Origin of the sequence: Modestobacter sp. VKM Ac-2986 (assembly GCF_026967795.1) — a bacterium.
Classification (GTDB): domain Bacteria; phylum Actinomycetota; class Actinomycetes; order Mycobacteriales; family Geodermatophilaceae; genus Modestobacter.
In genome coordinates this window covers 32,439-45,905 of sequence record NZ_JAPVBH010000003.1, presented here as the reverse complement: position 1 = coordinate 45,905, position 13,467 = coordinate 32,439, and the positions used below count along the sequence as shown (strand labels likewise).

12 protein-coding genes and 1 tRNA gene are annotated in these 13,467 nt (G+C 72.2%); 2 read left to right on the top strand and 11 right to left on the bottom strand.

Going from position 1 to position 13,467, the window contains the following annotated elements:
• Positions 1–53 precede the first annotated feature (53 nt).
• The 8 genes from O2W14_RS08170 to xylA form a co-directional block, all read right to left on the bottom strand.
• Positions 54–127: transfer RNA gene (locus O2W14_RS08170), tRNA-Pro, on the bottom strand.
• A 91-nt stretch (positions 128–218) separates the two neighbouring features.
• Positions 219–1,592, bottom strand: a complete 1,374-nt coding sequence (gene der, locus O2W14_RS08165) for a ribosome biogenesis GTPase Der (RefSeq protein ID WP_269175584.1) — start codon at positions 1,590–1,592, stop codon at positions 219–221.
• On the bottom strand, positions 1,589–2,281 hold the full coding sequence (cmk, locus tag O2W14_RS08160) for a (d)CMP kinase (protein ID WP_269175583.1): 693 nt from the start codon (positions 2,279–2,281) through the stop codon (positions 1,589–1,591). Before cmk ends, der begins: the two co-directional genes overlap by 4 nt.
• A 47-nt stretch (positions 2,282–2,328) precedes the next feature.
• Positions 2,329–2,691, bottom strand: coding sequence for a chorismate mutase (gene aroH, locus O2W14_RS08155; protein WP_269175582.1), 363 nt, complete (start codon positions 2,689–2,691; stop codon positions 2,329–2,331).
• Positions 2,692–2,886: 195 nt separating this feature from the next.
• Positions 2,887–3,804 (bottom strand): aldose 1-epimerase family protein, encoded by a 918-nt coding sequence (locus tag O2W14_RS08150; RefSeq protein WP_269175581.1) that lies wholly within the window; start codon positions 3,802–3,804, stop codon positions 2,887–2,889.
• Positions 3,801–4,874, bottom strand: a complete 1,074-nt coding sequence (locus tag O2W14_RS08145; protein ID WP_269175580.1) for an ABC transporter ATP-binding protein — start codon at positions 4,872–4,874, stop codon at positions 3,801–3,803. The genes O2W14_RS08150 and O2W14_RS08145 overlap by 4 nt, the downstream gene beginning before the upstream one ends.
• A 106-nt stretch (positions 4,875–4,980) precedes the next feature.
• Positions 4,981–6,411 (bottom strand): xylulokinase, encoded by a 1,431-nt coding sequence (gene xylB / locus O2W14_RS08140; protein WP_269175579.1) that lies wholly within the window; start codon positions 6,409–6,411, stop codon positions 4,981–4,983.
• Between the two features lie 37 nt (positions 6,412–6,448).
• The gene (gene xylA, locus O2W14_RS08135; protein WP_269175578.1) at positions 6,449–7,636 is read right to left on the bottom strand and encodes a xylose isomerase; all 1,188 of its coding nucleotides are present in this window, start codon (positions 7,634–7,636) and stop codon (positions 6,449–6,451) included.
• 122 nt (positions 7,637–7,758) lie between these two features.
• Here xylA and O2W14_RS08130 point away from each other — a divergent pair, with 122 nt between their 5' ends.
• Positions 7,759–8,961 (top strand): ROK family protein, encoded by a 1,203-nt coding sequence (locus O2W14_RS08130; protein WP_269175577.1) that lies wholly within the window; start codon positions 7,759–7,761, stop codon positions 8,959–8,961.
• A 27-nt stretch (positions 8,962–8,988) separates the two neighbouring features.
• Here O2W14_RS08130 and O2W14_RS08125 read toward each other — a convergent pair whose 3' ends face one another.
• The 3 genes from O2W14_RS08125 to O2W14_RS08115 form a co-directional block, all read right to left on the bottom strand.
• Positions 8,989–9,900, bottom strand: coding sequence for a carbohydrate ABC transporter permease (locus tag O2W14_RS08125; protein WP_269175576.1), 912 nt, complete (start codon positions 9,898–9,900; stop codon positions 8,989–8,991).
• The gene (locus tag O2W14_RS08120) at positions 9,897–10,736 is read right to left on the bottom strand and encodes a carbohydrate ABC transporter permease (protein WP_269175575.1); all 840 of its coding nucleotides are present in this window, start codon (positions 10,734–10,736) and stop codon (positions 9,897–9,899) included. Before O2W14_RS08120 ends, O2W14_RS08125 begins: the two co-directional genes overlap by 4 nt.
• A gap of 85 nt (positions 10,737–10,821) precedes the next feature.
• On the bottom strand, positions 10,822–12,147 hold the full coding sequence (locus O2W14_RS08115) for an ABC transporter substrate-binding protein (RefSeq protein WP_269175574.1): 1,326 nt from the start codon (positions 12,145–12,147) through the stop codon (positions 10,822–10,824).
• A 338-nt stretch (positions 12,148–12,485) separates the two neighbouring features.
• On the opposite strand from O2W14_RS08115, the gene O2W14_RS08110 reads away from it, so the two are divergent.
• A complete protein-coding gene (locus tag O2W14_RS08110) occupies positions 12,486–13,454 on the top strand; it encodes a LacI family DNA-binding transcriptional regulator (RefSeq protein WP_269175573.1) in 969 nt (322 codons plus the stop codon).
• Positions 13,455–13,467 lie beyond the last annotated feature (13 nt).

Below are 13,467 nucleotides of genomic sequence, written 5' to 3'. Positions count from 1 at the left end.
GAGAGGCGGGCCGCCCGATCCGGGCGACCCGCCTCTCACCTGCAACTTCTCGGTCGGGCTGACAGGATTTGAACCTGCGACCCCTTGACCCCCAGTCAAGTGCGCTACCAAGCTGCGCTACAGCCCGAGCTCCGAACCCCCCGGCGGGAGACCCCCCGGTGCGCTCGATCGCTGCCGGGAGAGATTACCGCACGCCCTCCCCCGGCCTGACTCCGGCCCTAGTTGCGCCGGCCGGTCTCCCGGCCCTCGCGGACCTTGACCGAGACGTCGATCGGCGTCCCGTGGAAGCCGAACTGCTCACGCAGCTTGCGCTCCAGGAACCGCCGGTACCCCGCCTCGAGGAACCCGGTGGAGAACACGACGAACCGCGGCGGCCGGATGTCGGCCTGCGTCACGTACTTGATCTTCGGGGCACGACCACCGCGGGCCGGCGGCGGGGTCTCCTGCACCAGCGTGCGGATGAAGGTGTTCAGCTCCGCGGTCGGCACCCGGGTCTCCCAGCCGGCCAGCGCCGACTTCAGGTGACCGGCCAGCTTGTTCACGCCACGGCCCGTGGTCGCGGAGATGTTGATCCGGCTGGCCCACTGGATCCGGGCCAGGTCGCGGTCGATCTCCTTCTCCAGCTGGGCGTGCCGGTCCTCGTCGACGTTGTCCCACTTGTTGAAGGCGATGACCAGCGCGCGGCCGGCCTCGATGACCTGGGTGATCACCCGCTGGTCCTGCTCGCTGATCACCTCGTCGGCGGCGAGCAGGACGACGGCGACCTCGGCGGCCTCGATCGCGGCCTCGGTGCGCAGGCTGGCGTAGTACTCGGTGCCGCTGGCGGTGTTGACCCGGCGGCGCAGGCCGGCGGTGTCGACGAAGCGCCAGTCCTCGCCGTTGAGCGTCACGATGGAGTCGACCGGGTCGACGGTGGTGCCGGCCACCGAGTCGACGACCGAGCGCTCCTCCTTCGACAGCCGGTTGATCAGGCTGGACTTGCCCACGTTGGGCCGCCCGACCAGCGCGACGCGGCGCGGGCCGCCCAGGTCCTCGGTCTCCCGGGGCGCCTCGGGCATGGCGTCCAGCACGAGGTCGAGCAGGTCACCGCTCCCCCGGCCGTGCAGCGCGCTGACCGAGAACGGCTCGCCCAGGCCCAGCGACCACAGCTCGGCGGCGTTGGACTCCCCGCGCTCGTCGTCGACCTTGTTGGCCACCACGATCACCGGGGTGGTGCTGCGGCGCAGCACGCGCGCAGCCGCCAGGTCGGTCTCGGTGACGCCCACCGAGGCGTCGACGACCAGCACGATCACGTCGGCGGTCTTCATCGCGTACTCGGCCTGCCGGGCGATCGAGGCGGCCATGCCGGTCGCCTTGGGCTCCCAGCCGCCGGTGTCGACGACGGTGAAGTTCTTGCCGTTCCACAGCGCCTGGTACGGGATGCGGTCGCGGGTCACGCCCGGGACGTCCTGCACCACCGCGGCGCGGCGGCCCAGGAAGCGGTTGACCAGCGTGGACTTGCCCACGTTGGGCCGCCCCACGATGGCCACCACCGGCAGCGGGCCGGTGGGCTCGTCGCCGCCGCCGAAGGGCGCGTCGTTGTCGGTGCTCATGCCAGTTCTCCCACTGCAGTGCGCGCCAGGTCGAGCACACGCTCGACGACGGCGTCGCGGTCCAGCCCGGTGCTGTCGACGACCACGGCGTCGGCAGCTGGGCGCAGCGGGCTGTCGGCCCGGCTGCTGTCGTACTCGTCCCGGCGGCGCAGGTCCGCGGCGATCTCGGCGATCCGGGCCGCGTCGGTCACGCCGAGCTGGCCGGCCCGCCGCTGCGCCCGCGCCTCGGGGGCGGCGGTCAGGTAGATCTTCACGGTCGCGTCGGGCAGCACCACGGTGCCGATGTCCCGGCCCTCCACGACCACCGCATCCGCGGCGGCGACCAGCGAGCGCTGCCGGTCCACCAGCATCCGGCGCACGGCCGGGACGGCGGAGACCGGTGAGACGGTGCGGGTGACCTCGGCGCCGCGGATCCGCTCGGCCACGTCGACGCCGTCCACGGTCACGGTCTCAACGTCGGCCGTCGTCCCGACCTGGATGTCGGCGGCGCCGACGGCGCGGGCGATGCCCTCGGGGTCGTCGAGGTCGACACCGGCGTCCAGGACCGCGACGGTCGCGGCGCGGTACATCGCGCCGGTGTCCAGGTACGCCGCACCCAGCCGGGTCGCCACGTCGCGGGCGACGCTGGACTTGCCCGTGCCCGAGGGCCCGTCGAGGGTCACCTGACCGCGGAACTGCTCTGCACTCACGACGTCCACTCCACTCACTGCTCTCGGTGCGCTCACTCGTTGCTCGCTCACTGCGCGATGTCCCGGCGGAGGGCGACGGCCCCGCGCAGGTAGACGTGCTGGACGTCGGCGCGGGGCAGGGGCGTGTCCACGTGCGCCATCAGCCGCAGCACCCGCGGCAGCGCGTGCGGGACGGCGATCTCGGTCGCGCACATCAGCGGCACGTCGCCCAGGCCCAGCTCGCGCGCGGCCAGCGCCGGGAACTCCGACACCAGGTCGGGGGTCGCGGTGAACAGGATGCTGATCAGGTCGGCGGGGTCGACCTGGTTGCGCTCCAGCACCGCGCTCACCAGCTCCCGCGTGGCGCCCAGCACCTCGGCGCGGTCGTCGGCGGCCACCTGCGTCGCACCCCGGATGGCTCGGACGGCCACAGCACTCTCCTCGATCGATGCGGTACCCGGATCGCCGGGCACCTCGGTCGAGTCTAAGGAGGCCGCGCCACCCCGCCGCGCCAGCAGTCGGGCACCCGGTGGCCGGGCACCCCGACGGGCCACGGGACCGGACACGACGGTGCCCGGGTCCCGGCTCCTCGCGGAGGCCGGGCCCGGGCACCGGGACGGCGGGCGTCAGCCCAGCGGGGCGATCCCCCACGCGGCCGTCGTGGACTCCCCCGGCTCGAGCCGCAGCACGGCCTCGCCGGTGGCCAGGGCGTTCGGCGGGCAGGTCATCGGCTCGACGGCCAGCCCTTCGCGACGCCGCGGCTCGGGCACCACATCGCCGGTGAACAGCTGCAGGTAGCCGTAGGCGCTGTCCATCCACACCGCCACGCCCCGGCCGTCGGGAGCGGTCAGCCGCACCCAGGCCAGGCCGTCGCCGTCCCGCTCGAGGTCGGTGAAGGCGTGGTCGATGAGCAGGTCACCGACCTTCTCCCCCGCCCGCAGGTCGTAACGGGTGCCGGCGACGTCGACCGCCCCGGTCGGGATGGCCCGCTCGTCGGTCTCCAGCCGGGTCCGGCCGGGGGCGACGAGCATGCAGTCGTCGACGTGCAGCCCGGCGCCGGCCGCCAGGTAGGGGTGGTGCCCCTCCCCGTACGGCAGCGCGCGGTCGCCCTCGTTGGTGGCCGTGGTCTGCACCCGCAGCCCGGCGGCGGACAGCTCGTAGGCGATCCGCAGCCGGAGGGTGAACGGGTATCCGGGCTGGGGGTGGAGCAGGTGCTCGAGCACGACCCGCTCGCTCGTGCGCTCCACCACCTGCCAGGCCACGAACCGCACGAGGCCGTGGATGGCGTTGCCGGTCTCGTGCTCCGAGACCGGCGTCTCGTGCTCCTCGCCGTCCCAGGTGTAGCGACCGTCGCGCAGCCGGTTGGGCCACGGCGCCAGGACATGGCCCCGCGCGTTGGGGGCCATGTCCTGCTCGCCGAACCCGTCGACCAGGTGCCGCCCACCGGCGCGGTAGCTCCGCAGGCCGCCGCCGACCTCGGTGACGACGGCCTCAGCTCCGGCCTGACGCAGCGTGTACTGCTCGCCGGTGGGCAGCACCGTCACCCGAGGCGCTCGCCGCTGACCTGGTCGAACAGGTGCACGTGACCCGAGCGGGGCAGGACCGACAGCCGGTCGCCCTTGGCCGGGGGACGACGCCCGTCGACGCGGGCGATGATCTGCTGCTCGCCGTTGCCGACCAGGGTGCGCCCGTAGATGTAGGCGTCGGCGCCCAGCTCCTCGACGACGTCGACCTCGATCGGGAGACCGTTGTCGGCGATGTCGAGGTCCTCGGGACGGATGCCCACGACGACCTCCTTGCCCGCGGCCTGGCCCAGCACGTCACGGCCGACCGGGTGCACGGTGTTGCCGAAGGAGACGCCGCCGTCGGTCTGGTCGAGGGTGAACAGGTTCATCGCCGGCGAGCCGATGAAGCCGGCCACGAAGACGTTCTTCGGGTGGTCGTAGAGCTCGCGCGGCTTGCCGACCTGCATCAGCAGCCCGTCCTTGAGCACCGCGACCCGGTCGCCCATGGTCATGGCCTCGACCTGGTCGTGGGTGACGTAGACGGTGGTGACGGCCAGCCGGCGCTGCAGCTGGGCGATCTGGGTGCGGGTCTGCACGCGCAGCTTGGCGTCGAGGTTCGACAGCGGCTCGTCCATGAGGAACACCTGCGGGCTGCGGACGATCGCCCGGCCCATGGCCACGCGCTGGCGCTGGCCACCGGAGAGCGCCTTGGGCTTGCGGTCCAGGTAGGGCTCGAGGTCCAGCAGCTTGGCCGCGTCACGGACCCGGGTGCTGATCTCGCTCTTGTTGACCCCGGCCATCCGCAGGCCGAAGCCCATGTTGTCGGCGACGGTCATGTGCGGGTACAGCGCGTAGTTCTGGAACACCATCGCGATGTCGCGGTCCTTGGCGGCGACGTCGGTGACGTCACGCCCACCGATGAGGATCGCGCCCTCGTCGATGTCCTCCAGGCCGGCGAGCATGCGCAGGGACGTGGACTTGCCACAGCCCGAGGGGCCGACGAGGACGAGGAACTCGCCGTCCTCGATGGTCAGGTTCAGCGCGTCGACGGCGGCCCGGTCTGACCCGGGGTAGCGACGAGTTGCGGAGTCGTAGGTGACAGACGCCATTGTGAAGTCCTCCTACCGGCAGGAACGTGCCGGACGATCCGAGTGGGTGGGACGGGGTGGTGCAGTGCAGATCATGCCCGCTCGCGAGCCGTTGGGGTAGTGCAGGTCACACCCGGTCGGCGGTCATCTCGCGGACCTCGGCGTAACGCTCCCGGACGAACGGGACCGGGTCGGCCTCGTACACCTCGGTGCTGGTGGCCGGCCAGACCGGCGGCGTGCTGCCCCCGGCCAGGACCCACGCCGCCTGGCGGGCGGCGCCGTCGGCGACGTACTCCCCCGGCGGCGGGACGAGCACGGGCACGCCGAGGACGGCCGGCGCCAGCCGGCGCACCGCCTCCGAGCGGGCACCGCCACCGACGAGGAACACCCGGCGGACCGGGTTGCCCAGCGCAGCGATGGCCTCCAGTCCGTCGGCCAGGCCGCAGAGCAGCCCCTCGACCGCGGCGCGTGCCAGGTGCGCCGGGTCGGAGGTGGCGAGGGTGAGGCCGTGCAGCGCGCCGGTGGACTGCGGGCGGTCCGGGGTGCGCTCGCCCTCGAGGTAGGGCACGACGACGAGGCCGCCGGAGCCGGCCGGCGCGGTGAGCGCCAGCCGGGACAGCTCCTCGTGGTCGACCCCGAGCAGCCGCGCGGTGGCGTCGAGCACCCGGGCGGCGTTCAGCGTGACCACCAGCGGCAGGTAGTTGCCGGTGGCGTCGGCGAAGCCGGCGACGGTGCCCGAGGGGTCGGCACTGGGCGTGCTCGACACCGTGGAGACCACACCGGAGGTGCCGATGGACAGCACCACGTCGCCGGGCTCGGCGTTGATCCCGAGCGCGGCCGCGGCGTTGTCGCCGGTGCCCGGGCCCAGCAGCGCGCCACCGGCGGCACCGAGGGCGCCGCCGGCGACCGTGCCGGCCTGCTCGGCCGGCCCGAGCACGCGCGGCAGCACCGGGGTGCGGCCGAACGCGCGCTCGAGCAGGTCGGGGCGGTACTCGTTGGTGTGGGTGGACCAGTAGCCGGTGCCGCTGGCGTCACCGCGGTCGGTGACCAGGGCGTCGAGACCCGACGCCCCGGCCAGCTTCCAGGTGAGCCAGTCGTGCGGCAGGCACACCGCCGCGGTGCGCTCGGCGTTGGCCGGCTCGTGCTCGGCCAGCCAGCGCAGCTTGGTCACCGTGAACGACGCGACCGGCACGAGGCCGACCGCGTCGGCCCACGCACGGCGGCCGGTCTCACCCGGGCCGAGCTCGGCGATGAGGTCGGTGGCCGCCTGGGCCGAGCGGGTGTCGTTCCACAGCAGCGCGGGACGGACCACCTCGCCCTCGGCGTCCAGGCACACCATGCCGTGCTGCTGGCCGCCGACGGCGACCGCGGCGACGTCGGACAGGCCGCCCGCCGCCTCGATCGCCGTCTCCAGCGCAGCCGACCAGGCGGCCGGGTCGACCTCCGTGCCGTCGGGGTGCGACGCCCGCCCCTCACGGACCAGGGCGCCGCTCTCGGCGTCGCGGATCACGACCTTGCACGACTGGGTCGACGAATCGACCCCGGCCACCAGCGTCACGACAGACCTCTCCTCGCCCGAGCCCGACCCGACCTGATCAGCGAGCGCCGAGCAGGTGCTCGATCATCAGCTGGTCGAGGCGGACCACACCGGCGCCGCGCTTGCCCACGGTGTCGGCGTCGAAGTCCTCGAACGCCGAGCGGTCGTCGAGCAGCTCCTGGTAGCCACCCTCACCGATGGTCGGCGTGCGCAGCTCGGCGACGCGGGCCGCGGCCATGGCCTCCTGGACCTCCGGGTCGGCGCGGAACGCAGCGGCCCGCTCCTTGAGCAGGAGGTAGGTGGTGATGTTGGCCTGGGCCGAACGCCACACACCGTCCATGTCCTCGGTGCGCAGCGGCTTGTAGTCGAAGTGACGGGGGCCGTCGTAGGACGGGCCGCCGTTCAGGCCGCCGTTCTCCAGCAGGTCGACGGTGCTGAAGGCCTGCAGCAGGTCGCCGTGGCCGAAGACCAGGTCCTGGTCGAACTTGGGCCCGTGCTGGCCGTTGAGGTCGATGTGGAAGAGCTTGCCCAGCCAGATCGCCTCGGCGATGCCGTGGGTGAAGTTCAGGTTCGCCATCTGCTCGTGGCCGACCTCGGGGTTGATCCCGACCAGGTCGGCGTGCTGCAGCTTGGAGATGAAGGCGATGGCGTGCCCGACGGTGGGCAGGAAGATGTCGCCGCGGGGCTCGTTCGGCTTGGGCTCCAGGGCGAACTTCAGGCCGTAGCCCTTGTCCTCGGAGTACTGGGCCAGGGTGTCGATGGACTCGGCGTAGCGGTCCAGGGCGGCGATGAGGTCCTTGGCGGTGTCGACCTCGGTGCCCTCGCGGCCACCCCACAGGACGTAGGTCTCGGCACCCAGCTCGGCGGCGAGGTCCATGTTGCGCATGACCTTGCGCATGGCGTAGCGGCGGACCTCGCGGTCGTTGGCGGTGAGCCCGCCCTCCTTGAACACCGGGTGGGTGAACAGGTTGGTGGTCACCATGGGGACCTTGAGGCCGGTCTCCTCCAGGGCGCCCTTGAAGCGGGCGATCACCTTGTCGCGGGCCGCGGCCTCGCTGCCGAAGGGGATGACGTCGTCGTCGTGGAAGGTGACGCCGTAGGCGCCCATCCCGGCGAGCTTGTGCACGGACTCGACCACGTCGACGGCGTCGCGGGTGGCGTCACCGAAGGGGTCGCGGGCCGTCCAGCCGATCGTCCAGAGGCCGAAGGTGAACTTGTCCTCGGGGGTGGCCTGGGGGGTGCTCATCAGTGAGTTCCTCTCGCGGGGGGTGCCGGGAGCGCGGGTGAGGGGGCCGAAGCGTGTCGCCCACCCGGGCGGTCTTTTGTTCTGCCCTGAAACATAAGGCACGGAGCCGCTAACCTCAAGCGGTGACGCAGCGACTGGCGGGAGCGCCGAGCAGTGCCCGCCAGTCCACCGTCCGGACGACGAACCTGGCCCTGGTGCTCCGCACGGTGTGTGCCGCGACCGGGCCGCTCTCCCGCGCCGACATCGCCGGCGTCACGGGGATGACCCGGGCCACGGCCGCCCGGCTGGCCGACGAGCTGGTTGCCGGCGGGCTGCTGGACGAGCTGGAGCGCGAGCCGGTCCCCCGCCGTGGCCGGCCGGCCACCCCGCTGGTGCCCGGTGCCCGGTTCACCGCGCTGGGCCTGCAGTCCGACGCCGGCTTGCTCGCCGCCCGGGTGGTCGACCTGCGGGGCCGGGTGGTGGCCGAGCGCGTCGAGCCCGGCGACCTGCGCGGCAGCGACCCGGCCGAGACGCTGGCCGCCCTCGGTGCGCTGACCGCCGGCGTCCTCACCGAGCTGCCCTCCGACTCCCTGCTGGTCGGGGCCGGCCTGGCGCTGCCCGGCGTGGTCGACGCCGAGGCCGGGGTGCTGTTGCGTGCTCCCAACCTGGGCTGGTCGGACCTCCGGCCCGCGGCCCTGCTGGCCGGCCACCTCCCGGCCGGGCTCGACGTCGTCCTCGGCAACGAGGCCGACCTCGCCGCCCGGACCGTCGCCGAGGAGGCACCGGGCCGCCCCGGCCCGCACCGCGACTTCGTGTACCTCTCCGGCCAGATCGGCATCGGCGGCGCGGTCGTCCTCGGCGGCCGGGTCACCGGCAGCTCCGGGTGGGCCGGGGAGGTGGGCCACGTGTGCGTCGACCCCGACGGTCCGGCCTGCAGCTGCGGCTCGACCGGGTGCCTGGAGCTCTTCGCGGGCCGGCACGCACTGCTGCGGGCCGCCGGTCTGCCCCTGGACACCCCTGCCGGTGACCTCGCCCGGCTGGCGGCGGCCGGCGAGCCGGCCGCGGTGGCGGCGCTGGACGCCAGCGCCTGGGCCCTCGGCGTGGCCCTGGCCGGGGTGGTGAACGTGGTCGGCATCCCGACCGTCGTGCTGGGCGGGCACCTCGCGGAACTGGCCGACCTGCTGCGCCCGACACTGGAGGAGCACCTGGCCGCGCGAGTGCTCTCCGCCCGCTGGCGCCGGCCGCGGGTGGTCAGCGTGCCCGGACCGCCCGCGGCCGGTGCCAGCGGCGCCGCCCTGCAGGTGCTGGAGGACGTCCTCACGCACCCGGCCCGCCGGATCAGCTGATCCGACGGGCCGGGTGGGCGGGCGACGCTACTTGCCGAAACCGGCCGTCAGGCCGCCCAGCAGGTACCGCCGTCCGAAGAGGTAGACGAAGAAGATCGGCAGCAGGGACAGCGTGATGGCCGCGAGCAGTCCCGGCACGTTGGTGCCGAACTGGCTCGAGAACGTCTGCAGCCCCAGGGTCAGCGTGCGCTGCTCGGCCGACTGGGTCAGCACCAGGGGGAACAGGAAGCCGTTCCAGGCGCTCATGGCGGTGAACACCGTCACCGTCGTGATCGCCGGCTTCGCCAGCGGCAGGACGAGGTTGCGCAGCGTCTGCAGCGCACCCGCGCCGTCGAGGGTCTGTGCCTCGTAGAGCTCGTTGGGGATGTCGCGCAGGCTGTTGGTCATCACCAGCATCGCCACCGGCAACGCGAACGCCGCCGTCGGCAGGATGATGGCCAGCAGGGTGTCGTAGAGCTGCATCTGGTTGATCAGCAGGTACACCGGGATGATCACGGCCTGCGCGGGCACGGCCAGGCCGACCAGCATCAGCGAGAAGCCGCGCTGCACCATCGGCGAGGGGTTGCGGGCCACCGCGTAGGCCGCCGGCACCACCAGCGCGACCACGATGGCGACCGTGCCCACCGTGACGATGATGTTGTTGAGGAAGTACCGGCCGAACCCGCCGGTGAACACCGACTGGTAGTTCTCGAACGTCGGGCTGGAGGGCAGTTTCAGCGGGTTGTCGCGCAGGTAGTCCTGCCGGGTGCGGAAGCTGCTGCTGATCATGAAGTACAGCGGCACGACGACCAGGACGAGCCAGATCGCCGACAGCACTCCGGCCAGGTAGTTCGGCTTCTCGCGGCCGACCTTGCGCCGCTTGGGCCCGATGACCGAGGCGGAGGGGCCGGCGGAGGCCGGCGGCCTGGCCATCGGGGTGCCGGACTGGGTGATGCTCACGAGCCCTCCTGCTGGCTGGACATCTTGCGGAAGCCGGTGAGCCGGGTGACCGCCAGGGACAGGCCGGCGCCGAGCACCAGCAGGATGACCGCGATCGCACTGGCGTAGCCGAACTCGAAGGCGCCGAAGCCGGTGATGTACATGTACAGCGGCGCGATCCGGGTCGACGTGCCGGGCCCACCGTTGGTGAGCAGCAGGATGGTGTCGAACGTGGTGACCGAGCCGACCAGCATCAGCACGGTCGAGGTGATCAGCGTGTACCGCAGCAGCGGCAGCGTGATCCGGAAGAACTGCTTGTACCGACCGGCGCCGTCGATGGTCGCGGCCTCGTAGATCGAGACCGGGATGCCGCGCGCCGCGCTTTGGTACAGCAGCGTGTGGAAGGGCACGTACTGCCAGGTCAGGACCCAGGCGACCGTGTAGATGACCAGGCTCTGGTCACCCAGGAAGCTGAACCGGTCCAGGAAGGGCAGCTGCTGGGTGAGCCCGAAGTTGCCGTCGAGCACGGCGCTCCACAGCAGCGCGATGGCAGCGGTGGACAGCAGCACCGGCAGGAAGAAGATCGAGCTGAGGACGGCACGGTTGCGCTGCCGCCCGGCCGCCCAGACCCCGATCATCATCGCGATCGGGGTCTGGACGACCCAGCCGAGGACCATGAACACCAGCGTCAGCACCAGTGAGCGCCCCACCTCGGGGTCCTGCAGGGCCCGGCTCCAGTTCCCCCCGCCCGAGAGCGAGGGGAAGCCGAAGCCGTCCCAGTCGGTGAAGCTGAGGTAGACGACCAGCACCATGGGCAGGACGGCGAAGACCCCGAAGAAGGTCAACACCGGTGCCATGTACCAGCCGGAAGGACGCTCTCGTCCCGTGACAGCCAAGATCAGGTCCTCTGTGTAGTCAGCGGTGCGGTCGGGAGGGTGTGCGTCAGCCAGCCATGGCTGCGACGAAGCCCTCCGGCGTCTGCACACCCAGGAACAGGTTGCTCAGCTCGGTCAGCATCTTGGTCGCCTCGTCGGCGCTCAGGTCCTGGTCCCACGAGAGCTGGAAGTTGCTCGCGTTCTCCGTGAGGTCGTAGACGGTGGTGAGGTAGTCACCGTCCTCCGTGGCGGCCAGCTGCTCGCGGGCCCCCGCGATCGGCATCACGTCGCCGGCCGCGATCAGCTCGGAGACGTAGTCGGGGTTGTTGAGCTGGGTCTTGACGTACTCCAGCGCCGCCTGCTTGTTCGGGGACGCGCTGGTCACCGAGTAGAAGTTCGACACGTTGCCGACCAGGTTGCTCGGGTCGCCCGCGCCACCCTCGACGGCCGGGAACGGCGCGTAGAGCAGGTTGCCGGCCGACACGAAGTCCGGGTTGGTGCCCTTCTGGTTCGTGAACTCCCAGGAGCCCATGAGGTGGAAGGCCGCGTCGCCGTTGGCCAGCAGCTGCGTGGTGCCACCCGCGTCGTACTCGGTCGCGGAGAAGTCGTTCGCCGTGCCGAACGCGCCGGCGTCGATGAGCTGCTTGAGCATGGTCATCGCCTCGAGCACGGCCGGGTCGTTCCAGCCCTGGCCCTCGCCGTCACGGATGGCCTGGAAGACCTCCGGGCCGGCGACGCGGTCGAGCAGGTACTCCGCCCACATGAGCTCGGTCCACGACTGCGAACCGGCGAGCGCGATGGGCGTGGTGAGCCCGGCGGCCTTGAGGGTCGCGACGTCGGCGAGGAGCTCGTCCCAGGTGGCGGGCATCCCGTCGATGCCGTTGGCCGTCAGGACCTCCTTGTTGCCGTACATCAGCACCGGCTGGACACCGCGCATCGGCAGGCCGTACTGCTTTCCGTCGATCTCGGCACCGGCCAGCACGCTGGGCAGGAACGCGTCGCGCAGCGCGGGGTCGGCGTCCAGGATCGGGGTCAGGTCCTCGATCTTGCCGGCGTCGACGTACTCCTTGAGGGAGCCGCCGCCCCAGTTGAAGAAGACGTCGGGCGCCTGGGGCGAGTTGATCGCCGTGCGGAGCCGCTGCTTGTACGGGTCGTTGCCGAAGGTCGAGAGCTTCACCGAGCCCGGACCGTCGCCGTCGTTGTAGCGCTGGATCGAGGCTTCCTCGATCGGGTTGAGGGTCGTGTCCTGCAGGGCCCACACGTCAGCCGTGCCGCCGCCTTCACCGCCACCGGAACCACCGGCGGTGTTGTCGGAGCCACAGGCTGCCATCGAGCCGAGCAGAGCAAGGGTGGTGGCCGACACGGCCACCTTGGTCAGACGCCGGGGGGACATCCCACCGCCACCTTCCTGTTTCGTCGTTGAAAACCGAAAGTTTCGAGCAGTTGCGAGAACGTAAGCCACGTCACCGGCACCTGTCAACGGTCCCGCCAGGCATACGTCGACGTGTCCGAACCGTGACCTCTCCGCCGCCACGTCAGCCCGCAGATCAGCCGGATTCCGGGTGTGATGGCTATCCAAGTACCGAAAGTTTCGATAACGTGCGCGTCACGCCGACAGCGACGCCGGCCTGACCGCACCGGTCCTGCCGGGGGCAGGCTCCGTGCCGAGCCGCCACCGCAAACGGACCGGGAGGCCGTCCAGTGCCACCGCACCAGCTGGGCCGACCGACCTTGGCCTCCATCGCCGCAGCTGCCGGGGTCTCGCTGCCCACCGTGTCCAAGGTCGTCAACGGCAAGGCCGACGTCGCCCCGGCCACCCGCGCCCACGTCCAGCAGCTGCTGGACGCGCACAACTACGTGCCGGTCACCCGCCGCCCGGCCGAGGACCTGCTGGTCGACGTCGTCTTCACCGCACTGGACAGCCCCTGGGCCGTGGAGATCCTCCGCGGGGTCACCGAGAGCGGCCTGGAGGTCGTGGTCTCCTCCCAGTCCCGTACGTCGGACGTCGACTGGGTGCAGGCCCTGGTCGCCGGCGGACGGCGCGGCGCGCTGGTCGTCACCTCCCGGCTCACCGCGGCCGACCAGCGCCGGCTGGGCCGGTCCAAGCTGCCGGTCGTCGTCATCGACCCGGTCGACATGCCCGGCCAGGACGTCCCCAGTGTCGGGGCGACCAACTGGGCCGGCGGGCTGGCGGCCACCGAGCACCTGGTCGAGCTGGGCCACCGGCGGATCGCCGTGGTCGGCGGGCCGCAGGCCTACCTGTGCAGCCGGGCCCGCATCGACGGGTACCGGGCAGCGCTGGAGCGGGCCGGCATCGCGGTCGACCCCACGCTGGTGGTGCACGGCACCTTCCGCCACCAGGGCGGCTACGACCAGGCGCAGGCGCTGCTGGCCCTGCCCGACCCGCCGACGGCGATCTTCGCCGGCAGCGACGAGCAGGCCTTCGGCGTCATGGAGGCCGCCCGCCAGGCCGGGCTCTCCGTGCCCGACGACCTGAGCGTGGTCGGCTTCGACGACCTGCCGATGGCCCGCTGGTCCTCCCCGCCCCTGACCACCGTGTGCCAGCCGCTGGCCGACATGGGGCGGATGGCCGGGCGGATGCTGCACGACCTGGTCAACGGCCGGGTGCTCGGCAGCCAGCGCATGGAGCTGGCCACCCACCTGGTCACCCGCGCCTCCACCGCTCCCCCGCGCCGCTGACCCCATGACCACC

Coding starts and splice junctions, on each gene's coding strand:
- der (WP_269175584.1), bottom strand. CDS start 1,592: ATGAGCACCGACAACGACGCGCCCTTCGGCGGCGGCGACGAGCCCACC.
- O2W14_RS08145 (WP_269175580.1), bottom strand. CDS start 4,874: ATGGCGTCTGTCACCTACGACTCCGCAACTCGTCGCTACCCCGGGTCA.
- xylA (WP_269175578.1), bottom strand. CDS start 7,636: ATGAGCACCCCCCAGGCCACCCCCGAGGACAAGTTCACCTTCGGCCTC.
- O2W14_RS08120 (WP_269175575.1), bottom strand. CDS start 10,736: ATGGCACCGGTGTTGACCTTCTTCGGGGTCTTCGCCGTCCTGCCCATG.
- O2W14_RS08115 (WP_269175574.1), bottom strand. CDS start 12,147: ATGTCCCCCCGGCGTCTGACCAAGGTGGCCGTGTCGGCCACCACCCTT.